The following is a 23,422-nucleotide window of genomic DNA, read 5'->3' on the forward strand; positions in this document are numbered from 1 at the left end:
CTTTTCTTTTATCCCTTACCAGCCGAACACGTCGACGATGTTCTCGGCCGCCGCGGCGCTGCCCAGCAGCGGTACGAGCCGCTCGACCAGGCGCGCGCGGTGCACGGGGTCGACCTCGCAGTCATCCTCGTCGGTGAAGATGGCGTCGCCCGCTTCGTCCCACACCTGGCCGATGGTGCCCAGGCAGGCGGCCATCTCGAAGATGTCGGCGAAGAGCGGTTCGTCTTCCTGCCAAGTGCCCGTGCCGTGCATCGCGAACTGGATCGCACCGGTGCGCAGGTCGAAGATGAACGGATCGGCGCCCTGGTCGGCCACCACCAGCCAATGGTCGGGCCAGTCGGCAATGCGCTCGCCGGTGATGCCGTGCCAGCGGTAGCCCGCCTGCAGCTGCCACAGACGCGAGAGCGCAGGAATGCTGAACGGGTTGCCCGTGGTCGGCACCGTGAGGCCGGCATAGCCCACGCGGTCGTTGACCCAGTCGCCGAGCGGGCCGACCTGTTCGTAGAAGGTAGCGATGGCGGCGGGCAATGCCAGCTCGCCGTGCCAGTGCTCGGCGGCAGATTGCGGCGCGAGCGCGCCATGGGAAGCCAGGGCCGCGCGGGCCTGTTCGATCGATGCCACGTGTGTTGTTCTCCGTTCAGGCCAGGCAGGCGGTCTGCAATGCGGTGCGCAGTGCGTCGATGTCGCCGGGTGCGATCTCGTGCACGCCCGGCACACCGGCCAGGCCGCAGGCCGTCGATGCCACCACCGGCACGCCCGCCGCCACGGCGCGCAGCAGCGCGCGCGGCGCGTGTTCGATGTGCGCGGGCAGCACGACGACAGCGGCACCGGCCAGCCCGTCGCCTTGCCAGTTCATGTGTTGAATAGATTCGATGCCCTGCCAGAGCCGCGCGTCGTCCGACGGCGACCCCAGCACGCGCAGGCGGCACGGCCAGCCTTGCAGTGCGGCAGCGAGTTCGCGCGCGCCCTTGCGTGCCAGCGCGCTCGCAGCGAACACGACGACGGGCGGTTCTCGGCGCGCGCCATGCGTGGCCTTCACCTGCGGCAGTGCCCAATCGAGCCGCTGCAGCGTGGCCTGCGGCGCGTACATCGCCATGGCCTGCGCCACCGCGGCATGCGGCGTGAGGATGACCGCCGCGCGTGCGAGCGCCAGTGCTTCGTCGCGCACCAGCGATGCATCGGCGCGGAAGTCGCGCAAGGTCGCATCGCCGGGCCAGCGCTGCGAGGCGGCATCGAGCCGCTGTTCGATGTCGGCCATCGGCAAGGCGCTGGCCAGCACAGTGATGCGGCGCCCGTCGAGCGCGCCGAGGCGCTGCAGATGCGGGAGCAGCGACTGCTCGACCACCAGATGCGTGTGCGCCGGCACCAGCCGCGCGGCAAAGGCCTGCGCGAGCCAGCGCTGGCCGTCGATCAGGCTGGCTTGGCGCCGGCCCGCCTGCCGCGCCCAGAGCCGTTGCCATACGGCGCGGCGCAGGCTCGCGGCCCAAGCGGTGGTCACTTGTTCTTTCGTCGCAGGCTCGCGATGCCACCCCGCAGCAGGCACGCGCCAGAACGCGAGCCGCAGCGGCACGGGCTGCATGCGCTGCGCTTGCGGATGCGCCTCGCGCAGGTGGCGTGCGAACTCCGGCGTCCAGCCATCGACGAGCACCGCCGTGCGGCCCTCGGGACCGACGTCGATCGGCGGACGATGGCGGAAGCACGCGGTCTGGTCGCAGCTCAGGCAGCCGCGCGCCAACGGCAACGCGGTGGCCGTGTCGTCGTTCGTTCGCCGCAGCGTGACAGGCTCAGTGGGCACCGCCAGCGGCGTGCGCGCACGAATGCGCACCACGAGCTCGGTGTCGGTCAGCGCCACTTCGAGCCGCCACGCCTGCCTGGCGCGCAACTTGAGGTCGACGTAGTTCCAGAACACCGTTGCATCGATGGCGTCGCCGTCTGGCGCGTCCGCCTGCTCGATGCGCGCCGTGTGGCCGTGGCGCTCGACCAGCTCGAAGCCCGCGCGCACAGCCACGGTGGCGAGTGCGTTCGACAGCTGGCACAGCCCGCCGGCCAGCGTCGGCACCACGCAGCCGCCGCGCACCTCGCGCCCGACCACGAAGCCGCGCCCTGCCGCCGGCCGCCCCAGCTGGCGCCAGAAGCTCAGCACTTCGCCGGCCGGCACCTCGATGGCGTCGAAAGCAGATCGCGCCACGCGCAGGTTCTGCACCTTGCCGGCGACCAAGGGGAATTCGTCGGCACGGCCGTCGGACCACAGCGGGGTTCGGTACTGCGCAAGCACCGGCGCATCGGCCAGTGCGTGTTGGCCGCAGGGCCAGCGGCGGGCCGAGGGCCGCAGGGTTTCGCGCAGGGCGTGGGCCGTGGCGAGCAGCCGCGAGCGCAGCCAGAAGTCGATCGCATCGATGCGGCGCGGCGGCTGCCAGGCCTGCACGCTCACGCGGTGGGGCCTCGCTTGCGCCATTGGCCGAGGTCGGCTTCGATGCGCTCGTTGATGTTGCCGCTCCATTGCGCGCCGAAGCCGGCGTCGCGCAGCAGCTCGACGATGCGATGGCCGACCACGACGGTGTTGGCTTCGCGCTGCGCGATCTCGGGGATCATGCCGCCGCTGAAGGCAAGGTAGAGGCGGCCGTTGTGCACGGCGCCATCGAGATCCTGTGCGTGATAGAAGCAGCAGCCGCGAATGCCCGACTCGAGCCTTCCGGCCGCGCGCCACTGCTCGCGCACGTCGTCGTGACCGTCGGACAGCGTGTTGCCGGCGCGGTGCAGGGCGATGATGTTCTCGCTGCGCAATTGGGCGAACACGGCGTCGAGCCGGTCGTACTCGGTCTGCGCGGGCCACTGCGCCTCGGCGGCGCGCTTGGCGGCGCAGGCGCGCGTGGTCTCGGCCTTGATCCAGGCGCGGTCCTCGGGCGTGAGCTCATCGGGATCGAGGTACTCGTCGGTGATCATCCAGCCGATGTCGGCATCGGCGTGGAAGCCGCTCCACACCAGGTCGTGGATGCGTCCGCGCGTGTCTTCGGGGTCGAGAGTGAGGGCCATGCGTAGTGGGTCGTCGCTTGGTTGGCGACGGGTCATGCTTTCATTTTTCGCGGTCGGAACGACGCTCGATTCTCGCGTGTCCGCACCGCGGCGCTGCGTTAATGCGAAAGCATGCGCTCTGGCGGCCGTCCCTCCCGCGCCCAAATCATGAGGGATGCGCAAGGCCAAGGCAATGTGACTTTCGGCCAAGATTTCACGGTCATGGCCCATGAAAAAAGCCGACCCTGCGTTGGCAGGGCCGGCTTTCATGAAGACCTGAAGCGTTCGCCGAGTGCATCGGCGAGCCGTTCGGACCGCTTACAGCGGCAGTGCGTCGCCGTGGGCAGCAGCGCGGGCGGCGGCGCGAACCGCAGCGCGGTCGATGGTGCTGGCAACGATCGGGGCCACGCCCGACGAAGCACCTTCGGCGTACGGGTCGGCGCTGTGTGCAGCGGCGACGGCATCGGCACGGACGGCAGCGCGGCTGGTCGACGAGACGATCACTTGCGCGGGGCCTGCATTGGCGCCGGTGGCGTACGGGTTGGCGCTGTGTGCGGCCACGACGGCTTGGGCAGCGACGTCGGCGCGGCTGGCGGCCGAGGTCAGTTGATGCACGCCTTCATAGCTTTCGGCATGGGCGGCGCCGGCAACGGCCATCAGGGCAACAGCAACGGCGGAGAGGATCTTCGAGGCGGTCATTTGGATTTCTTCCTTCTTCAATTCAGTTCAAGTTCTTGCTTTGGATGTCGAACCGGTCTTGGGTGGGTCACCGCCCCTCTGTTCTTTTTCGGAGGGCGGCCACCTCGCTCGGGGCCCTGTTCACCCAGATCAGCTTTGAGGGCTGGTCCGTGAGATGAATTGTGCGCCGTCATCTAGGTAAAAACCCGTAGCGAAACGAACCACGGTGTTCACAGATTCGAAACAATTGAAGCGGAATGGGGCGCAAAGCCGTTTGTGGAGGGGGAAAACAAAAGCGCGTCGGGTTCGGGAACGCGCAATTGCCCACACGCTGCCTGCCGTAAAGCAAGCCAACCTCCTCGCCAACTTTCAGACACATGGGTGGCTGTCTGACACAAGCGTTTGCTTTGGCGGTGTAGTTTGTTTCTGTTCTTCACTCCACAGACACAAACAGAATCGCCGGCCCTGCCCGTCAGTGCGGCGCGTCCGTTTCCCGACATGAGCGCGACCACCCAATTCTCGTTTGACGCCGCAGCTGGCTCTCCCAGCAGCGCCAATGCGCCCTCCTTCGACGTCCCGGCGCCGTCCATCGAAACAGCCCCGGCCGACGGTCGACCCTTGCGCATCCTCGTCGTGGAGGACGATGCAGACGCCCTGGCCACGACGATCGCCGCGGTGCAGGCGCTGGGCCATTGGGCCACCGGCGTGACGAGTGCCGAATCGGCGATGACGCGCTACTTGCCGGGCGCCTTCGATCTGCTGCTGCTCGACGTCGGTCTTCCGGGCCTGTCGGGTCGCGACCTGACGGAGAGCATTTTGGCCATCGAACGCATTCCCGTCGTGTTCGCATCGGGCAATGCGTCGCCCACGACGGCCCTGCCCGGGTGTGCATGGTTGCGCAAGCCTTTCACGCTCGACGAGCTCAACGACGTGTTGTCCGTGGTGCCTCTGCAGCCCATCCGCGACGCCGCCTGAGGGCAATCCGAAGGCCTCGCGAGTTTCGACAAATGAAAAAAAGGCCCGCCCTCGAAAGAGCGAGCCTTTGTTGACCCACGCGAAAAGTCTGCTTCAGAACGGAATGTCGTCGTCCATGTCGTCGAAGCCCGACGACGACTTGGCCGGAGCCTGGCGCGGTGCCGGTGCCGGCGCGCGCGGTGCGGCTGCTGCGGGGGCACGCGGGGCGTAACCGCCACCGCCACCGCCGCCACCCTGCGAATAACCGCCGCCACCACCGCCTTGCGAGTAGCCGCCGTCGTCCTCCGGACCGCCCGACGGGCCGCCCTGGCCCTGGCGGCTGCCCAGCATCTGCATCTGGTCGGCGCGGATTTCGGTGGTGTACTTTTCGATGCCGTCCTTGTCGGTCCACTTGCGCGTGCGCAGCGAGCCTTCGACGTACACCTGCGAGCCCTTGCGCAGGTACTGGCCGGCGATTTCGGCCAGGCGGCCGTTGAACACGATGCGGTGCCATTCGGTGGCTTCGCGCATCTCACCGCTTTGCTTGTCTTTCCAGCGATCGGTGGTGGCCACGGTGACGTTTGCGACCTGATCGCCGCTCGGGAAGGTCCGCATTTCGGGGTCGCGCCCCAGGTTGCCGACGACGATGACTTTATTGACCGATGCCATATGCACTGCCCCTGATAAGTAGATGAAGGAGGAGGTTGAGAGGAACCCTCCATTCTGCCTGAACGGACGCCGGCGCCCGCCCGGGCGTCCGGTGTCCCCGGCCTACAGCCTGGCGCCCCGGCCGATGCCAGAATGAACACCCTCCCCCGCCCGCCCGATGAACCACGAGCCCGACTTCCTCGAACACCTGCGCGCCGAGCTGTCCAGCGGGCGCATCTGGCTCGACCGGGCCATCGTGCTGGGTTACGCCATTGCGGCCGGGCTGTTCGTGGTGGGCTTCACGCTCGCCAGCGACTGGGTCTTCGGCGCCTTCCACCGCTTCTACGCCGCCTGGCCCTGGGCGGTGCTACTGACCACGCCGGCAATCACCGCCGGTATCGTCTGGTGCACGCTGCGCTTCTTCCCCGGCGCGGGCGGCTCGGGCATTCCGCAGATCAAGGCGGCGCTGCATCCGGCGCTGCCCGAGGAGCGCCGCTTCCTGTTTGCCTCGCTGCGTCTCACCGTCGCCAAGATCGGCCTGGGCGTGGCGGGCTTTGCCGCCGGGCTGTCGATCGGGCGCGAGGGCCCGTCGGTGCAGGTGGCGGCCGGGGTCATGCAGCACGCCCGGCGCTGGCTGTCGCCCCAGACGCCGATCGACGGGCGGGCACTGCTGGTGGCCGGCGGCGCGGCCGGCATCGCGGCGGCCTTCAACGCACCGCTGGCGGGCGTGGTGTTCGCCATCGAGGAGCTGTCGGGCCGGCTCGAGGCGCGCTCCAGCGGCCTGATCATCACGGCCATCGTGCTGGCGGGGCTGGTGGCGGTCTCGGTGTTCGGCAATGCCAGCTACTTCGGCGTGATCCGCGTGCCCCGGCTGGGCTGGGACGCGCTCGGCCCCGGCCTGCTGGTGGCGCTGCTCAGCGGCGCCGCGGGCGGGCTGTTCGCGCGACTGCTGAGCGCCTCGCTGACCGGCGCGCCCGGGCGGCTCAACCGCTGGCGCGCGCGCTTCCCGGTGCGCTTCGCGGCGGCCGGCGGGCTGGCCATCGCGGTCATCGGGCTGGTCACGGGCGGCGCGACCTTCGGCGCAGGCTCCGAGGCGGTCAAGCAGATGCTGCAGGGCCACGACGAGCTCACGCCGCTGTACACCGTGCTGAAGTTCGTCGCCACCTGGCTCACGGCCTGGTGCGGCGTGCCGGGCGGCATCTTCGCGCCCTCGCTGTCGATCGGCGCGGGCATCGGCGACGCCGTGGCCCGGCTGGCCAGCAGCGACCTCGGTCCGGCGCTGATCGCCATGGGCATGGCCGGCTTCCTGGCCGCTGTGACGCAGGCGCCGCTCACGGCCTTCATCATCGTGATGGAGATGGTCGACGGCCACGCCATGGTGCTGAGCCTGATGGCCGCCGCGCTGCTGGCCAGCCTGGTCTCGCGCATGATCAGCCGGCCGTTGTACGAAACCCTGGCCGAATTCATGGTGGGACGCGCCATCGCCGCCTCCAAGCCGGTGCGGCCGCCCGCACCGGACGCCCCTGCTGCTTCTGCGCCGTCCAGCCCTTCGCCATGACAGACGGGGCCAGCCCCTCTATCATGTCCGGTTGCCCTCGGACGACCGCACCCCTTGAATTCACCCACCCCTGAAGACACCCCGGAACGCGACGCCTACCTTGGCGCGCTGCTCGCACAGCAGCGCATCAGCATCCGCGGCGCGCGCACCCACAACCTGAAGAACGTCGACCTCGACATTCCGCGCAACAAGCTGGTGGTCATCACCGGCCTGTCGGGCTCGGGCAAGTCGAGCCTGGCGTTCGACACGCTGTATGCCGAAGGGCAGCGGCGCTACGTGGAAAGCCTCTCGGCCTATGCGCGGCAGTTCCTGCAGCTCATGGACAAGCCCGATGTCGACGTGATCGAGGGGCTGTCGCCCGCCATCAGCATCGAGCAGAAGGCCACCAGCCACAACCCGCGCTCCACCGTGGGCACGGTGACCGAGATCCACGACTACCTGCGCCTGCTGTACGCCCGCGCCGGCACGCCCTTCTGCCCCGACCACCACCTGCCGCTGCAGGCACAAACGGTCTCGCAGATGGTCGACGCCACGCTGGCGCTGCCCGACGAGCCCCGCCTGATGATCCTGGCGCCCGTGGCGCGCGAGAAAAAGGGTGAGTTCCTCGAGCTCTTCACCGAGATGCAGGCGGCCGGCTACGTGCGCTTTCGCGTCGACGGGCAAACCTACGAATACAACGACCTGCCCAAGCTCAAGAAGACCGAGAAGCACGACATCGACGTGGTCATCGACCGCCTGCGCGCGCGCCCCGACATGCAGCAGCGCCTGGCCGAGAGCTTCGAGGCCGCGCTGCGCCTGGCCGAAGGCCGCGCCATTGCGCTGGAGCTGGGCGCCGAGGGTGCGGCCGACAAGGAGCACCTGTTCAACGCCAAGTTCGCCTGCCCGATCTGCCACTACTCGCTGTCCGAGCTCGAACCGCGCCTGTTCTCGTTCAATTCGCCCGTGGGCGCCTGCCCCAGCTGCGACGGCCTGGGCCACCGCGAGGTGTTCGACCCGGTGCGCGTGGTGGCGTTTCCGTCGCTGTCGATCGCCAGCGGCGCCATCAAGGGCTGGGACCGCCGCAACGGCTACTACTTCAGCATGGTCGAGAGCGTCGCCAAGCACTACAAGTTCGACGTCGACGCGCCCTTCGAATCGCTGCCGGCCTCGGTGCAGCAGGTGCTGCTGCATGGCTCGGCCGCTGAAGAGATCAAGTTCAACTACACCATGGAATCGGGCAACTTCGCGGGCAAGAAGCTCACGAAGAAGCACCCCTTCGAGGGGATCATCCCGAACATGACGCGGCGCTACCGCGAGACCGATTCGGTGATGGTGCGCGAAGACCTCGCACGCTTTCGCAACCAGCAGCCCTGCCCCGACTGCGGCGGCTCGCGGCTGCGGCGCGAGGCGCGCAATGTGTTCCTGGTGGACGACACCGGCCACGTGGCCGCGAACGGCGGCGAGCCCCCGCGCATGGCGATCTTCGAACTGAGCCACCTCACGCTGCGCGATGCCTACGCCTGGTTCAGCACGCTCAAGCTGCGCGGCGCCAAGGCCGACATCGCCGACAAGGTGGTGCGCGAGATCGGCCTGCGCCTGAAATTCCTCAACGACGTGGGCCTCAACTACCTGAGCCTGGACCGCAGCGCCGAAACGCTCTCGGGCGGCGAGGCGCAGCGCATTCGCCTCGCGTCGCAGATCGGCTCGGGCCTCACGGGCGTGATGTACGTGCTCGACGAGCCCAGCATCGGCCTGCACCAGCGCGACAACGACCGCCTCATCGGCACGCTCAAACACCTGCGCGACATCGGCAACAGCGTGATCGTGGTCGAGCACGACGAGGACATGATCCACGCCGCCGACCACGTGATCGACATGGGCCCCGGCGCCGGCGTGCACGGCGGGCGCGTGATGGCGCAGGGCACGTACGCCGAGGTGTCGGCCAACCCCGATTCGCTCACCGGCCAGTACCTCTCGGGCACGAAGAAGATCGAGGTGCCCAAGCACCGCACCGCGTGGCTGCCGGCCGTGAAAAAGCCGGCCTTCAACGAAGGCAAGAAGCCCTCGCGCTTTCCGCAGAGTCCCGCGGCCGAACGGCGCGCCGCGCGCGAAGCGGCGCACCTCGCGTCGCAGACCGACCTGCAGGAGATCCGCGTCGTCAGCGCCACCGGCAACAACCTGAAGAACGTGAGCGTGGCCTTCCCCGTCGGCCTCCTGACCTGCGTGACGGGCGTCTCGGGCTCGGGCAAGTCGACACTGGTGAACGACACGCTCTACGCCGCCGTGGCACGCACGCTGTACCGCGCCCACGAAGAGCCCGCCGAGCACGAGTCGGTCGAGGGCATCGAGTATTTCGACAAGGTCATCAACGTCGACCAGTCGCCCATCGGCCGCACGCCGCGCAGCAACCCGGCCACCTACACGGGCCTGTTCACGCCCATCCGCGAACTGATGGCCGAGACCAACACCGCGCGCGAGCGCGGCTACGGCCCGGGCCGCTTCAGCTTCAACGTGGCCGGTGGCCGCTGCGAGGCCTGCCAGGGCGACGGCGTGGTGAAGGTCGAGATGCACTTTTTGCCCGACGTGTACGTGCCCTGCGAGGTCTGCCACGGCCAGCGCTACAACCGCGAGACGCTCGAGGTCCAGTACAAGGGCAAGAACATCGCGCAGATCCTCGAGATGACGGTCGAGGTGGCGCACGAGTTTTTGAAGGCCGTGCCGACCATCGAGCGCAAGCTGCGCACGCTGCTCGACGTGGGCCTGAGCTACATCAAGCTCGGCCAGTCGGCCACCACGCTCTCGGGCGGCGAGGCGCAGCGCGTGAAGCTCGCGCTGGAGCTGAGCAAGCGCGACACGGGCCGCACGCTGTACATCCTCGACGAACCGACGACCGGCCTGCACTTTGCCGACATCGAGTTGCTGCTGAAGGTGCTGCACCAGCTGCGCGACGCGGGCAACACCATCGTCGTCATCGAACACAACCTGGACGTCATCAAGACCGCTGACTGGCTCATCGACATGGGTCCCGAAGGCGGCGCCGGCGGCGGCACGGTGGTGGGCGAAGGCACGCCGGAAGCCATCGCGGCGAACGAGGCGAGCCACACGGGGCGGTACCTCAAGCGGTTATTGCCGAACTGAGAGCCGATTGAGCGGCAACGCTCAATCGGACGAGTCGCTCAACAAACCGCGCTGTCCGTTCTCGAACCAGGCGGTGTCGAAGCCATCCGCCAGCAAGATGGGCTTCACGCTGCTGGTGCCTGCCTTGTTCAACCGGTCCACATACTTCACCAACGTCTGCGCGTCCTCGGTGAGGATGTGCGTCAGTGATTCGCAGATGGCCTGAGCGATCAGCTTGATATCGTCTTTGACTGCGCTTCGATCGTCTCCGACGTCCCGCTTGAGATCCCGCATCAACAGACCCGCCGTCATGGCATAGTCAATGTTGAACGGCAGCACTTCGAAATTGCGCAAAGGCAAATCGGTCACCGCTTGTTTGACCTGAAATTCCGAAGCAGCGATCGCCGAGAGATAAAGAGGAACACCACGCTTCAAAGCTTCGCGAAGATAGCTGACCGCAGTTTGATGATGTGCGCGTGCCGGGTCGGCCAGCGAAATCAGATAGCTCGTATCGAGCAGGATCGCACTCACTCCTTGCTTCCCCGAAGCTCGTCAACCCACGCTCCAGCGTCAGGTACGTCACGCCACGCCTTGGCGCCGCGTTGAATCAGACGGTCAAGGTCTTTCTGTTGGAGCTGGCTTTCGTGCTCGACAAATTCCAACAGCCTGGCGCCTCGGTATTCGCGCGTCACGACGTTGTATTCCGCAACGATCCTGATCATCGCCGGCTTGTAAAGGCGATTGACCTTTTCGTCTCGCAGCATTTCGCGAGCAGCATCGACCAACAACGCCTTGCCGTCTGGCAGACGAATGTGGGCATTCGGCCTTGCATGCCCCCCATGTCTTCAATCTCACCGCGCACATAGCGTTCGACACGCACCCACTGGTCGGCATCGTCAGCTCTGAAATCGGACTCGGCGCTGATCACGATGGCCGTGGGGAGAAAGTCTGCCGCAATGCTCACGCGCCAACGGCGGCTGCCACGCGCACTCTTCTGCCACCGCTCCATCACTGCGCGCCGCTTCGGTCCGACACCATCCATCTCCTGGGTGCTGGCGAGCTTTCGCAAGTCATTCATCAAAACGGGGTTGGCAGTTGGCGCCGTGCGAAAGGCCAACGATCCCTTTTCAACAGAGACATCAAGCGTCGAGGTATCGACGTCATTGCTGTCCCCGCGAAGAAATTCATCCACGTCCTTGGCAAAGCTGCGCAACACGGACAGCGGCACTCTGTCGGGCGAGATTCCATATCCAGCCGACTCATCGTGCAAAGCTATCAACAACTCTTGCGCTTCCATCGGGTCATTTTAGGGGTCCAAGCAGCTTACGTGTAGAGGCGTTCCAAGCGCGGCCATGCTGCCGCCAGCACGAATGCGCGGGCCGCGCCACAATCGCGGCCCATGCCTTCCTTCACCCCGCGCCAGTTCGTTCTTCTTGTCCTCCTCACCCTCGCGTGGGGCTTCAACTGGCCGGTGATGAAACTCGGCGTGGCCGACTACCCGCCGCTGGCCTTTCGCGCGATTTCGATCTGGCTGGGCGTGCCCGTGCTGGCGATGGCGCTGGTGGTGATGAAGGTGCCGTTCCGCGTGCCGCGCAGCGCGTGGCCCGAGCTGGTGTGGCTGGGCGCGACCAACATGTTCGTCTGGCACGCCTGCATCATCCTCGCGGTGAAGGCGCTCTCGGGCGGGCGCGCCGCGATCCTGGGCTACACGATGCCGGTGTTCTCCGCGGTCATCGGCGCGCTGCTGTTCTCGGCCGTGCTCACGCGCCGCGCATGGACCGGCGTGGGCGCCTGCGCCATCGGCGTCGGGCTGCTGCTGTGGCACGAACTCACCGACTTCGCAGGCCGTCCCGGCTACGTGGCGCTGGCACTGGTGGCCGCCGCCACCTGGGCGCTGGGCACGCAGCTTCTGCGCCACACGCGCATCGGCCTGCCGACGCTCACGCTCTCGTTCTGGATGACGGCCATGACGGCCGTGGTGATGACGGTGCTGTCGCTCCTGTTCGAGCGCGATCAATGGCGCTCGCCGGGCGCCGTGACCTGGGGATCGATCGCCTACAACGCGGTGCTGATCTTCGGCTTCGCGCACGCGGCCTGGTTCTACCTGGCGCGTGGCCTGCCGCCGGTGGCCTCGACCTTGAGCGTGATGTTCATCCCCGTGCTCGGCGTGTTCAGCGGCGCGGTGTGGCTCGGCGAGGTCGTGCACTGGCAGGACTGGGTGGCGGTGGCGCTGATGATGGTCGCCATCGCCTCGGTGCTGCTGCCTGCGCGCGCTGCCAAGAGCTGAGCGCGAAGCGCGCGCCGCCAGGCGCAAAAAGGCTGCGCCATCGGCACGTCAAAAGCATTACAGGCGCCCCCTGAAAATTGACCCTTTGCTGGGCAAAAGTCTCGTTTCGAGCGTCTTCGATTCCTAGAATTCGGCTGCTTTTTATTGCAACTGAATCTCATTAAGGATCGAAATGGCATTTGGAATTTCCTGGAAAACGACGTGCGGCATGGCCGCTGCTGCCAGCTTCTTCGCGCCGCTGGCCTATGGCCACGGCGCGCCGGAGTACCCCATCTCGCGCCAGTACAGCTGCTACCAGAACCGGGCCCAACCGGCCTGCCAGGCGGCCATCGCTTACGGCGGTGAACAGGCGATCTACGACTGGAACGGCGTGAACCAGGGAGCGGCCGGCGGCAACCATCAGGCGGTGGTGCCGAGTGGCCAGATGTGCGCCGGCGGCCAGAGCAAGTTCAAGGGCTTCGACCTGGCGCGCCCCGATTGGCAGGCCACCACCTGGTCGCCATCCACCGACGGCAGCTACGAGTTCCGCTACCACGCGACCGCGCCGCATCGCACGCTCGACTGGAAGTTCTATCTCACGCGCGAAGGCTGGAAGCCCGGCACCCAACCGCTGCAATGGTCGGATGTCGAGTTGGTCAGCACGATCGGCGGGGACCAGGTGGCGACCCCCACACCGAACCGCTACCTGATGAAGCTGCGCCTGCCCCATCGCACCGGGCCGCACGTGCTCTACGCGGCCTGGCAGCGCTCGGACAGCCAGGAGGCTTTCTACAGCTGCTCCGACGTGAACTTCGGCGGCGGCGGCATCACACCGCCCGTGGCACCGACGCCGCTGCACCACATCGGCCAGGTGAATGCCACCCAGAACCTGCCGGCCAACGCGAGCGCGAAGCTGCGCGTGTTCGGTCGGGACGGCGCGGACCTCGAAGGTCATACCCTCGCGATCACCGGCGCCAACGGCGCGCGTGACACCTGGCTCGGCCAGCTCGCCACGCTGGTCAACGGCCGCTCGGCGTATGTGCGCGTGGGCAACCTGCAAGGCGGCAGCGTGACGGTGCCGTCCCAGGCGACCGTGCTGCAGGTCTATGCGCTCACCGAGACGTCGGGCGTGAGCCACGTCGTCGACATTGCGCTGCCGCCCACGCCACCGGTCACGCCGCCCGGCGGCCCCGAATGGACCGAAGGTGCGCACTACAAGACCGGCCAGGTGGTCTCGCACAAGGGCGGCAACTACGTGTGCCTGCAAGGCCACCAGGCCCTGGTCGGCGCGGGCTGGTACCCGGACGCGCCCTCGGTGATCAACGTGCTGTGGAAGCGCCAGTGATCACTGGCTTGTGATGACCGCGCTGTCGCGCGCTCAGGTCGTCGTCTGCACGTGCAGGCGGCTGGTCTTGCAGCGGTGCAGCGCGCGGTAGTGCTCCAGCGGCCGGCCGTTGGCACCGTAGGCGATCGATTCGATGCGCAGCAGCGGCTCGGGCTGCGGCAGGTCGAGCAGGCGACAGGTCTCGGCGTCGGGCAGCACGGCGTCGATCCAGCGTTCGGCGCGCACCAGCCGCACGCCGTACTGGCGGCGCAGCACGTCGTACAGCGAACGGTCGTCCAGCCGCATGCGGTGCAGGCCCGGCGCGAAGTCGGCCGGCACCGCTGTCTCGACCAGCAACCGCAGCTCGCCGTCGACACTGCGCAGGCGCTTGAGGCCGACCACTTGCGCGTCTTCGGTGAGGCCCAACGCGGCGGCCTCTTGTGCGGTGGCGGCGCGCAGTTCCTGCACGAGGATCTGCGTGCGCACCGAGCGGCCCTTGCGCTCCATCTCGTCGGAAAAGCCCAGCACGGTGGAGACAAAATCTTCGTCGCGTTCGCGCGCCGACACGAAGGCGCCGCGGCCCTTGATCTTGTAGATGAGGTTGTTGCGCACCAGGTCGGCCAGCGCCTCGCGCACCACGATGCGCGAGATGCCGAACTGCTCGCCCAGCTCGGCCTCGGACGGCAGCTTGGCGCCGATGGGCAGCACGCCCTGCAGGATCTGCAGCCGGATGGCGTCGCGGAACTGCGCCCACAGCGGCGATTCGGAGTTGCGGTCGAGCGAGGTGGTCGACACGGTGTTGTCGGAGGCGGTGGTGAGGGTCACGTTAGGTCGGGCCGAGGACGGGGCTGGCCATCAATGATGCATCGAAAGCGGAAGGCGCCGGCTCGTTGGCCGCCACCGGTTGCAGGCGCACGCCGTGGCGCTCGCGCAGTGCGGCGGCGCAGGTGCGCAGCTCTTCGTGCGCGCGGGCCGGGTCCCAGCCGAGGGCTTCGGCGGCCACGCCGGCGATTTCGGCGAGCGCGTCGTCGGTGATCAGCCCGCGGATGGCCAGCAGCGTGCGGCGGATCACGAGGTCGTCCAGGTGCACGACGCCGGTCTCCATGCACAGATACGAGAGTTCGGCCGCCGAGTACCCGGGCGCATGGCGCAACGGCGTGTCGCCCGAGGCCGCGAGGCGCTGCGCCAGCGGCAGCGCCTTCGAGCCGTAGCGGCGCAGCAGGCCCAGCGCGCGCGCGCGGCCCAGGCCCGAGCCTGCGGTCATCTTGTCGATGAAGCGCTCGGTGGCGGCCGCGTCGGCCGGCAGCTCGGCGCCGCCGCCGATGGGCAGCGACTCGGTCGAGGCGGTGCGCGAACGGCCCAGGTGGCGCAGCACGTGGTCGGTGGCTTCTTCGGCGAGCGCGCGGAAGGTGGTCCATTTGCCGCCCACGAGGCCGACGATGGGCACGTCGCGCGTGGCGCTCGGCGGGTCGACCACCACCGAGTGGTCACGCGAGATCTGGCCCGGCTTGTCGGCGTCGGAGCGCGCCAGCGGGCGCACGCCGACGTAGGTGTAGATCACATGGTTGCGGTCGAAGGCCATGTTCGGGAACACCTCGCGCAGCACGTCGATCAGGTAGTCGATCTCGGCCGGCTCGGTGACGATCTGGTCGGGGTCTTCCACCGGGATGTCGGTGGAGCCCACCAGCACGCGGTCGAGGAAGGGATAGACGATGCACACGCGCCCGTCCACCGCCTCGAAGTAGGCCATGCGGCCGTCGAGCGCATCGCGCAGCGCCGGGTGGTCGAGCACGAGGTGCGAGCCCTTGGTGCCCATCACGCGCGGGCCGGCGCCGCCGAGCACGGCCGCGCTGCGGTCGAGCCAGGCGCCGGTGGCGTTCACCACGGTGTCGGCCGTGACGCGCACCAGTGCACCGGTGATCTCGTCGCGCAGCGTGAGGATGTTGCCCGCGCAGCCCGTCACGCGGCAGTAGTTGGACGCCACCGAGCGCGGCTGGTCGCGGCAGGCGTCGCCGATGAGTTCGAGGATCAGCCACTCGGGATGGCTGATCCAGGCGTCGAAGAAGGTGGCGGTCCAGCGGATCGCGGCGCGGAACAGGCGGCGGTCGTTGGTCGGCACGCGGCTGATGCGGTGGCCCGGCATCACGCGCTGGCGGCGGCCCAGCAGGTCGTACAGGCGCAGGCCCGCGGCCACGGCCAGCAGGCCGCGCGTGCGCTGCGGCGGCGTGCGCCCGAAGAACTTGAGCGCGCTGCTCAGCAGCCCGCCGAAGAAGCTCGACAGCGGCACCACGGTCTTCAGCGGCTGCACCAGGTGCGGCGCGTTGCGCAGCAGCAGGTTGCGCTCGCGCGTGGCCTCGGCCACCAGCGAGAAGCTGCCGTTTTCCAGGTAGCGCAGGCCGCCGTGGATCATGCGCGAGGGCGCGCTGCTGGCGCCGGCGCCGAAGTCGCCCTTGTCGACGATGAGGCAATCGACGCGCTGCAGCGACAGGTCGCGGAACACGCCCACGCCGTTGATGCCCGCACCGACGATCACGGTGGAAAAATGGCGGCCCTCAAGAGAGGCCGGACGGACGAAAGGCAGTTGCCAGGCGCTCATGACGCACCGCCCGAGAGGTGAGAAAAGACAGGAGACATGCGATCGATCAGTTCGTTGAATTCGGCGTTGAAATCGGCATGGGCCCGCGCGTCGCGCGCGTCGGGTTCGATGAGTTCGCAGGGCGCGCGCAGCGGGCTGGCGGGCCCCGCGTCGTCAAGGTCCTGCGACATCGCTGCATAGAGGGCGGCGCCGCGCGCGCCGGTTTCGTCGTCGGCGCAGCGCTCGACCGGGTGGCCCAGCAGCGCCGCGAGCAGGCGCACCAGGCGTGCATCGCTGGCACCGCCGCCCAGCACGCTGGAGGCCGACACCGGCAGGCCCTGCGACGCGAGGCGCGCGGTGTGGCGCGCATGCAGCGCGGCCACGGCATCGACCACGGCGCGTGCCATGTCGGCCGGCGTGTGGTGGCTCTTGAGCCCGACAAAGCCGGCCGTGATGCCGCCTCCGCCATTGATGAAAGGCAGAAAGCGCAGCCCGTTTGCACCGAGCGGCACGCCCATGGCCAGGTCGACCACGGCGCGCGCATCGGGCAGCCCGAGCGCGCCGGCCAGCCACGCGATGTTGGCCATCGACGAGGGGCTGTTCTCCATGTACAGGCGCTCGCGCGTGCGGCCGAAGTTGACGAGCGCCGCGACCTGGGGCTGCGGCTCGGTCACCGGGCCGATGACGGCGTTGACGCACCACGTGCCCAGCACCGACACGGCGCGGCCGCGGTCTTCGGCGCCGATGGCGGTCATCGAGGCGAGCAGGTCGATGGCGCCCATCGCCACCGGAATGCCCGCGGGCAGGCCGCACAGCGCCGCTTCGGCCGCGCGCAGCCGGCCCATGGTCTGGCCGCTGGGCACCAGCGGGCCGAAGGCGCGCGGCCCGAGGCCGTCGATGCCCGCGACCTCGAAGGCGAGGGGCGACCAGTCGCCGGTGGCCAGCGAGAGCAGGCCGGCGGTGCTGGCGTCGCTCGCGTCGGTGGCGATCTCACCGGTCAGCAGGAAGCCGAGGTAGTCCTTGGCGAACAGCAGGCGCTGCAGTTCGCCGCGCTGCACGGCGTCGGCGCCGAGCAGTTCGGCCGCGATCACGGTGGGCTGCCCGGGCCAGGGGCGGCAGCCCACGTCCGCGAACAGCCGGTCGCCGTGGCGTGCCGAGAGGGCGAGTGCGCGCGCATCGGCGCGCTGGTCGGTGGAGGCGACGGCGCGGCCGCCGACGAGTTCGTGTTGGGCATCGAGGGCGTACAGGCCTGCGCCGTGGCCGGTGCAGCCGATGGCGCACACGTCCGCGGCGCGCGGGCCGAGCTGGCGGGCCACGTCGCCGAGCACGTGGGTCAGCCCCGCGCGAATCGCCGCCTCGCCCACCTCGCAGCCGCCGCCGGGCAGCCGCGCATGCCGCAGCGGCAGGCGCGACACGGCCAGGCTGCGCCCGCTCCCCGCGTCCAGGGCCAGCGCCTTCAGGCTGCTCGAGCCCATGTCGATGCCGATCAGTATTTTGGTCTTCATGTCATAACAGCTTCGGCGGAAAAAAAGACTGTCACCAGTAGCGTTTCCCCTAGTTATCGGGAGAAACGGCCCGCCATTACATTCTAGCCTGTCATAACAACTGTCGTGACACCACGGTCCACAGGCTCGCCACCCAACGGCGGGCCGAAAGCTCTGCCAGTCAACGTGAGGAGACAAAGAATGAGGCGTAATTTCCTGAAGTCCGCGGCCGCTGCCGGTATCGGCCTGGCCGGTGCGAGCGCGTTCGCGCAACAGCAAGCCGCAGCCCCTGCGGCAGGTACCGGCCTGCGCGGCAATGCCAGCGACGTCTACGTGATGAACGTGATGGTCTCGGGCGTCGAGTACTGGTTCCCGGTCTACGAAATGATGAAGCAGCTCGGCCGCACGCTGGGCGTTCGCACCCGCTACACCGGCACGCCGGAGTACGACGTGAACAAGCAGCTCGCATCGTTCGAACAGGAACTGGCGCGCAAGCCCGCCGGCATCCTGCTGCACCCGATGAACCCCGATCCGTTCATCGAACCCATCAACCGCGCCGCCGCGATGGGCATCCCGGTCGTGACCTTCGCGGCCGACTCGCCGAACTCCAAGCGCACCTCGTTCATCACCTCCGACAACGACCGCGAAGGCAACCAGGCTGCCGACGCCATCGCCGCTTCGCTCAACGGCAAGGGCGAGTACGCCGTGCTCGAGAACCCGGGCCAGGACAACCACGACCGCCGCATTTCTGCGTTCGTGAACCGCATGAAGGCCAAGCACCCGGGCATGAAGCTGGTCGGCCGCGCCGCCAGCAACCAGGACCCGAACAAGGCCTATCAGGCCGTGCTGAGCCTGGCGCAGGCCAACCCGAACCTGGGCGCGCTGTTCATGCCCGAAGCCAACTCGGCACTCGGCGCGGCGCAGGCCAAGGTCGAGACCAAGAAGAACATCAAGGTGATGTGCTGCGACGTCAACGCCAAGATCCTGGACATGATCAAGTCGGGCGACGTGTTCGGTGCCATCAACCCGAACCAGGGCATGCAGGGCTACATGGGCATGATGATGCTGTTCCTGGCCAAGAACCCGGGCCTCATCGATCCGATGAACGACGCCAAGCGCAACGGCACCAACCCGATGGCCGTGCCCTTCCTGGACAACGGTCTGGCCGTGGTCAGCAAGGCCAACGCCGACGACTTCTACTGGGACAAGTACCTCGCCCGCCGTGGCACCAAGGGAATCGGCGAGTGAGCACCCCTGCCGCATTGCTTGAACTGCGCGGCATCGCGAAGCGCTTCGGCGCTTCGCGCGCCCTCTCGGGCGTGGACTTCTCGCTGCAGGCCGGCGAGATCCACGCCCTGTGCGGCGAGAACGGCGCGGGGAAGTCGACGCTGATGAACATCATCGACGGCATCCACCAGCCCGACGAAGGCACCATCGCGCTGCACGGGAACACCGTGGTCATCGACGGCCCCGCGCACGCGATGCGCCTGGGCATCGGCCTGGTGCACCAGGAAATCGCCCTGTGCGCCGACGCCACCGTGGCCGAGAACATCTTCATGCCGGAAATCAACGCCGGCCACCAGGCGTGGATGAACTTCTCCGCCTTGAACACGCGCGCCGCCAAGGTGCTGGCGCGCCTGGGCCAGGACATCGACCCGGCCGCGCTCGTGCGCGACCTGAGCATTTCGAACCAGCAGCTGGTGGAGATCGCCAAGGCGCTCACGCTGGACTGCAAGGTGCTCATCCTCGACGAGCCCACCGCCGCCCTCACCGACAACGAATCGGCCGCGCTCTTCCGCGTGCTGCACGACCTCAAGGCGCAGGGCATCGGCATCATCTACATCAGCCATCGCATGGCCGAGATCTTCACGCACTGCGACCGCGCCACCGTGCTGCGCGACGGACGCAACGTGCACAGCGGCCCGCTCGAAGGCATGACGCCCGACGAGCTGGTGCGTCGCATGGTCGGGCGCGACCTGGGCAACTACTACCCGCCCAAGCAATCCGCCGCGGCTGACGACGCGAACGCCGGCCCTGTGCTCGAAGTCGACAACATCGCCGACGACGACCGCGTGCACGGCATCTCCTTCACGCTGAAGCGTGGCGAGATCCTCGGCATTGCCGGGTTGATGGGCGCCGGGCGCAGCGAGCTGGCCGAAACCGTGTGCGGCCTGCGCCCCGCGCGGCGCGGTGCGGTGCGGCTCAACGGCAAGACGCTGTCGATCCGCAAGTACAGCGACGCGCTGCGCGAAGGCATCGCCTACCTCAGCGAAGACCGCAAGGAGGCGGGCGTGTTCCTCGACCTGCCGATTGCGCAGAACATCTCGTCGATGGCGCTGCGCCGCGTCAGCTCGGCCTGGGGCCTGTTGCAGCGCGCGACCGAGCACCGGCTCGCGGTGCAGCTGGGCGCCAAGCTCAACCTGAAGTCGGACGGCGTGGCGATCGAGGTGTCGAGCCTGTCGGGCGGCAACCAGCAGAAGGTGGCGATCGCCAAGCTGCTGGCCACGCAACCCGCGGTGCTGCTGATGGACGAGCCCACGCGCGGCGTGGACGTGGGCGCGAAATCCGAGATTCACCACATCCTGCGCGACCTGGCCGACCAGGGCGTGGGCGTGGTGGTGATCTCTTCCGAACTGCCCGAGATCATCGGCCTGTGCGACCGCGCACTGGTGATCCGCGAAGGGCGATTGGCGGGCGAACTGGCCCATGACGAGATGACGGAGGAAGCCCTGCTGCGGCTGGCCTCCGGACTTTGCGAACCCGAAGAGGCAATGGCATGAACTTTCCGACCAGAATCGATGCAGGCGCTGCGGCCACGGCCACGGCCACAGCCGGCTCCCTGCAACCCCGCCGAACAGGAGACCCCGTGAAGCAGAGCAACAAGCTCACGAGCATGCGCGAGGCCGGGCTGGTGCTGATCATCCTGGCGCTGTGCGTCGCGATGAGCTTCGCATCGCCCTACTTCCTCACCTGGGACAACGTGCGCGCGATGCTGCTGTCCTTCTCCATCGAAGGCATCGTGGTGGTGGGCATGACCATCCTGCTCATCGTCGGCGGCATCGACCTGTCGGTGGGCTCGGTGGTGTGCTTTGCGATGGTGGTGACCGGCAAGCTCTTTCTCATGGGCATGGACCCGTGGCTCGCAAGCCTGGTGGCCATTGGCGCCAGCGGCCTCATCGGCGCCATGATCGGCGGCTGCGTCACGCGCATCGGGCTGAACCACTTCATCGCCTCGCTGGCCTTCATGGTGATCGTGCGGGGCCTGTGCCTGGCGCTCACGCAGGGCACGCCGCAGTCGCTGTTCTCGCTGCCGGCCGAGTTCAAGTTCATCGGCCAGGGCACGCTGTTCGGCGTGCCGGCCGTCATCTTGATCTTCCTGGCCATCGTGATCGTGAGCGACTTCGTGCTGCGCCGCTCGACCCTGCTGCGCCGCGTGTTCTACACCGGCAGCAACGAGAAGGCCGCGCTGTACGCCGGCATCCGCGTGGGCCGCGTGAAGTTCTGGGTCACGGTGCTGTGCTCCGCCTCGGCGGGCCTGGCCGGCGTGATCTACACGGCGCGCTTCGGCGCCGCCACGCCGACCTTCGGCATGGGCATGGAACTCAACGTGATTGCCGCGGCCGTGATCGGCGGCGCCAGCCTCAAAGGCGGCTCGGGCACCGTGCTCGGCGCCGTGCTCGGCCTGGCCCTGCTGTCGGTGGTGACCAGCTCGCTGATCCTGCTCGACGTATCGCCTTACTGGCAGGACGTGATCAAGGGCTTGATCCTGCTCGCGGCCGTGACCATCGACCACATCCTGAACACCCGAAAGACCAAGCGATGAGCAGCACACCACAGATGATGCAGATGAAGAAAACCACCCTGGGCCCCTCGGGCATCGAAAGCTCGGCCATCGGCCTGGGCACCTGGGCCATGGGCGGATGGATGTGGGGCGGCGGCGACAACGCAGCCGCCGTGATCGCCATCCAGGCCTCGCTCGATGCGGGCGTGAACCTGATCGACACCGCACCGGCCTACGGCCTGGGCCGCTCCGAGAGCATCGTCGGCACCGCGCTCAAGGGCCGTCGCCACGAGGCCGTGATCGCCACCAAGTGCGGCCTGGTGTGGCACACGCAGCAGGGCACGCACTTCTTCGAGGAAGACGGCCACCCGGTGTACCGCTACCTCGGGCGCGACTCGATCTTTCATGAATGCGAAGAGAGCCTGAAGCGCCTGCAGACCGACTACATCGACCTGTACATCACGCACTGGCAGGACCACACGACGCCCGTGGCCGAGACCATGGACGCGCTGCTGGCCCTCAAGAAGCAGGGAAAGATCCGCGCCATCGGCGTGAGCAACGCGACGCCCGAGATTCTTTCGGAGTACCTGACGCACGGCCCGGTCGATGCGGCGCAGGAGCTCTACAGCCTCATCGACCGCGGGATCGAGACCACGCTGGCGCCGCTGTGCGCCGAGCACAACGTGGCGGTGCTGGGCTACTCGTCGCTGGCGCTGGGCCTGCTGGCCGGCCCCATCGACCCCGCGCGCGAGTTCAAGGGCGACGACCAGCGCGCCACCAACCCGCGCTTCAGCGAAGCCAACCGCGCCAAGCTCAAGGCCTTCTTCGACACGCTGGAGCCGCTGCGCACGCACCTGGGCTGCTCGTTCGGCCAGATGATGATCGCCTGGACCATCGCACGCGGCACCGTCTCGGTGGCGCTGTGCGGCGCGCGCGTGCGCCAGCAGGCGATTGAAAACGCCGGCGCCGGTGCGGTCGTGCTCGACGGCGAAGCGCTGCAGCTCATCGACGCTGCGGCCAAGCGCCACCTGGACGCGCTCGCCTGAGCGGCGCGCCCTTTCCCTTCCTTCCTTTTTCCTCACCACGGAGTTCTTCCTTCATGTCGAAAGACAAGACCGCGCGGCTCAACCGCCTGCTGCACAACGGCCGCTGCCTGGACATCGCCCTCGACCACGGCGTGTGCAACGAGCCCACCTTCCTCGACGGCCTGGAGGACATGCCCGGCGTGATCGACAAGCTCGTGGCCGCCCGGCCCGATGCGATCCAGCTCAACTACGGGCAGTCCGACCTGCTGCAGAACCGCCCCGGCCGCGAGCGCCCCGCGCTGGTGATGCGCCTGGACATGGGCAACCCCTACAACGCCGTGCACCACCGCGTGATGTGGGCCGTGCTGCAGAACCAGGACGACCCGGTGCTGCCGGCCGTGCAGATGGACGCGGCCTGCGTGGTCGTCAACCTGTTCATGCTGCCCGACGAGCCCGACCTGTTCCGCCAGTGCGTGCAGAACATCGCCCGCGTGCGCGCCGACTGCGACCGCTACGGCATGCCGCTGATGATCGAGCCGCTGGTGATGCAGGCGCCCACGGCCACCAGCCGCTACATGGTGGACGGCGACGCCGAAAAGATCGTCACGCTCACGCGCCTGGCGCGCGAGATGGGCGCCGACATCGTCAAGGCCGACCCCACCACCGACGCCACCGATTTCCACCGCGTGGTGCAGGCCGCGCGCTGCCCCGTGCTCGTGCGCGGCGGCGGACGCGAAGACCTGCAGCAGGTGTTCGCGCGTTCGCGCGTGCTCATGGACCAGGGCGCGGTCGGCATGGTGTACGGCCGCAACGTCTACCAGCACGCCAACCCCTCGGCGGTGGTGAGCGCACTGATGGCCATGATCCACAACGATGCCAGCGCCGAAGCGGCCTGGGCCATCTACGAATCGGGCGGCGTGAAATAAGAGCGCCCCGGCGCTGACGCCTTCCACGCGGAAGGCGCCGGCGCCAACCAGCGGGAGAGCAAGACAGAAGAAGAAGCTGGACGGCGGACAACGCA

General features: G+C 68.2%; 21 protein-coding genes. 10 read left to right on the forward strand and 11 right to left on the reverse strand.

All coding sequences use genetic code 11. From position 1 onward, the window contains the following. Positions 1 to 15 precede the first annotated feature (15 nt). The 4 genes from GFK26_RS05000 to GFK26_RS05015 all read right to left on the reverse strand — a co-directional run bounded on the left by GFK26_RS05000 (position 16) and on the right by GFK26_RS05015 (position 3,711). The gene (locus GFK26_RS05000) at positions 16 to 621 is read right to left on the reverse strand and encodes a hypothetical protein (protein WP_153281040.1); all 606 of its coding nucleotides are present in this window, start codon (positions 619 to 621) and stop codon (positions 16 to 18) included. Positions 622 to 637: 16 nt separating this feature from the next. Then, positions 638 to 2,431, reverse strand: a complete 1,794-nt coding sequence (locus GFK26_RS05005; protein ID WP_228121917.1) for a VanW family protein — start codon at positions 2,429 to 2,431, stop codon at positions 638 to 640. Next, positions 2,428 to 3,033, reverse strand: a complete 606-nt coding sequence (locus GFK26_RS05010; RefSeq protein ID WP_153281042.1) for a DUF6891 domain-containing protein — start codon at positions 3,031 to 3,033, stop codon at positions 2,428 to 2,430. Before GFK26_RS05010 ends, GFK26_RS05005 begins: the two co-directional genes overlap by 4 nt. Before the next feature lie 297 nt (positions 3,034 to 3,330). Further along, entirely contained in the window at positions 3,331 to 3,711 is a 381-nt protein-coding gene (locus tag GFK26_RS05015; RefSeq protein WP_153281043.1) for a helicase SNF2, read from the reverse strand. 477 nt (positions 3,712 to 4,188) lie between these two features. Here GFK26_RS05015 and GFK26_RS05020 point away from each other — a divergent pair, with 477 nt between their 5' ends. Continuing rightward, positions 4,189 to 4,665: a response regulator gene (locus GFK26_RS05020; RefSeq protein WP_153281044.1), complete on the forward strand. Its 477-nt coding sequence runs from the start codon at positions 4,189 to 4,191 to the stop codon at positions 4,663 to 4,665. A gap of 93 nt (positions 4,666 to 4,758) precedes the next feature. Here the strand turns inward: GFK26_RS05020 and ssb are convergent, their stop codons facing one another. Next, positions 4,759 to 5,313, reverse strand: a complete 555-nt coding sequence (gene ssb, locus GFK26_RS05025; protein ID WP_153281045.1) for a single-stranded DNA-binding protein — start codon at positions 5,311 to 5,313, stop codon at positions 4,759 to 4,761. Positions 5,314 to 5,470: 157 nt separating this feature from the next. Between ssb and GFK26_RS05030 the strand changes: the two genes are divergently transcribed. Next, positions 5,471 to 6,850, forward strand: a complete 1,380-nt coding sequence (locus tag GFK26_RS05030; protein WP_153281046.1) for a chloride channel protein — start codon at positions 5,471 to 5,473, stop codon at positions 6,848 to 6,850. 54 nt (positions 6,851 to 6,904) lie between these two features. Next, positions 6,905 to 9,967: an excinuclease ABC subunit UvrA gene (uvrA, locus tag GFK26_RS05035; RefSeq protein ID WP_416222541.1), complete on the forward strand. Its 3,063-nt coding sequence runs from the start codon at positions 6,905 to 6,907 to the stop codon at positions 9,965 to 9,967. 21 nt (positions 9,968 to 9,988) lie between these two features. On the opposite strand, the gene GFK26_RS05040 is transcribed toward uvrA, so the two are convergent. The 3 genes from GFK26_RS05040 to GFK26_RS05050 are packed head-to-tail and all read right to left on the reverse strand — an operon-like array spanning position 9,989 to position 11,243. Continuing rightward, positions 9,989 to 10,477, reverse strand: coding sequence for a type II toxin-antitoxin system VapC family toxin (locus GFK26_RS05040; protein WP_153281047.1), 489 nt, complete (start codon positions 10,475 to 10,477; stop codon positions 9,989 to 9,991). Beyond that, the gene (locus GFK26_RS05045) at positions 10,474 to 10,668 is read right to left on the reverse strand and encodes a hypothetical protein (RefSeq protein ID WP_194274028.1); all 195 of its coding nucleotides are present in this window, start codon (positions 10,666 to 10,668) and stop codon (positions 10,474 to 10,476) included. The genes GFK26_RS05040 and GFK26_RS05045 overlap by 4 nt, the downstream gene beginning before the upstream one ends. Beyond that, the gene (locus tag GFK26_RS05050; RefSeq protein ID WP_153281049.1) at positions 10,665 to 11,243 is read right to left on the reverse strand and encodes a hypothetical protein; all 579 of its coding nucleotides are present in this window, start codon (positions 11,241 to 11,243) and stop codon (positions 10,665 to 10,667) included. Before GFK26_RS05050 ends, GFK26_RS05045 begins: the two co-directional genes overlap by 4 nt. 102 nt (positions 11,244 to 11,345) lie before the next feature. On the opposite strand from GFK26_RS05050, the gene GFK26_RS05055 reads away from it, so the two are divergent. After that, positions 11,346 to 12,233: a DMT family transporter gene (locus GFK26_RS05055; protein ID WP_101493376.1), complete on the forward strand. Its 888-nt coding sequence runs from the start codon at positions 11,346 to 11,348 to the stop codon at positions 12,231 to 12,233. A gap of 208 nt (positions 12,234 to 12,441) precedes the next feature. After that, complete coding sequence (locus GFK26_RS05060) at positions 12,442 to 13,557, forward strand: lytic polysaccharide monooxygenase (protein ID WP_194274029.1); 1,116 nt, start codon at positions 12,442 to 12,444, stop codon at positions 13,555 to 13,557. Positions 13,558 to 13,590: 33 nt separating this feature from the next. Here GFK26_RS05060 and GFK26_RS05065 read toward each other — a convergent pair whose 3' ends face one another. Genes GFK26_RS05065 through GFK26_RS05075 form a run of 3 tightly spaced genes read right to left on the reverse strand, consistent with a single transcriptional unit; the run spans position 13,591 to position 17,616 of the window. Beyond that, positions 13,591 to 14,361, reverse strand: a complete 771-nt coding sequence (locus GFK26_RS05065; RefSeq protein WP_194274030.1) for a GntR family transcriptional regulator — start codon at positions 14,359 to 14,361, stop codon at positions 13,591 to 13,593. Between the two features lies 1 nt (position 14,362). Then, on the reverse strand, positions 14,363 to 16,132 hold the full coding sequence (locus GFK26_RS05070; RefSeq protein WP_153281051.1) for a glycerol-3-phosphate dehydrogenase/oxidase: 1,770 nt from the start codon (positions 16,130 to 16,132) through the stop codon (positions 14,363 to 14,365). Next, positions 16,129 to 17,616: an FGGY family carbohydrate kinase gene (locus GFK26_RS05075; protein WP_153281052.1), complete on the reverse strand. Its 1,488-nt coding sequence runs from the start codon at positions 17,614 to 17,616 to the stop codon at positions 16,129 to 16,131. Before GFK26_RS05075 ends, GFK26_RS05070 begins: the two co-directional genes overlap by 4 nt. Positions 17,617 to 17,796: 180 nt before the next feature. Here GFK26_RS05075 and GFK26_RS05080 point away from each other — a divergent pair, with 180 nt between their 5' ends. From GFK26_RS05080 to GFK26_RS05100, 5 genes are read left to right on the forward strand one after another with little or no spacing between them, the layout of a single operon-like run. Next, on the forward strand, positions 17,797 to 18,843 hold the full coding sequence (locus tag GFK26_RS05080; RefSeq protein WP_153281053.1) for a substrate-binding domain-containing protein: 1,047 nt from the start codon (positions 17,797 to 17,799) through the stop codon (positions 18,841 to 18,843). Continuing rightward, positions 18,840 to 20,375, forward strand: coding sequence for a sugar ABC transporter ATP-binding protein (locus GFK26_RS05085; protein WP_153281054.1), 1,536 nt, complete (start codon positions 18,840 to 18,842; stop codon positions 20,373 to 20,375). The genes GFK26_RS05080 and GFK26_RS05085 overlap by 4 nt, the downstream gene beginning before the upstream one ends. Next, positions 20,372 to 21,418, forward strand: coding sequence for an ABC transporter permease (locus tag GFK26_RS05090; protein ID WP_153281055.1), 1,047 nt, complete (start codon positions 20,372 to 20,374; stop codon positions 21,416 to 21,418). The genes GFK26_RS05085 and GFK26_RS05090 overlap by 4 nt, the downstream gene beginning before the upstream one ends. Positions 21,419 to 21,435: 17 nt before the next feature. Beyond that, complete coding sequence (locus tag GFK26_RS05095; protein WP_153285857.1) at positions 21,436 to 22,422, forward strand: aldo/keto reductase; 987 nt, start codon at positions 21,436 to 21,438, stop codon at positions 22,420 to 22,422. A gap of 53 nt (positions 22,423 to 22,475) precedes the next feature. After that, positions 22,476 to 23,327 carry a class I fructose-bisphosphate aldolase gene (locus GFK26_RS05100; RefSeq protein WP_101493382.1) on the forward strand — a complete coding sequence of 284 codons (852 nt, stop codon included), beginning with the start codon at positions 22,476 to 22,478 and terminating at the stop codon, positions 23,325 to 23,327. Positions 23,328 to 23,422: the final 95 nt, after the last annotated feature.

Origin of the sequence: Variovorax paradoxus (assembly GCF_009498455.1) — a bacterium.
GTDB lineage: Bacteria > Pseudomonadota > Gammaproteobacteria > Burkholderiales > Burkholderiaceae_C > Variovorax > Variovorax paradoxus_H.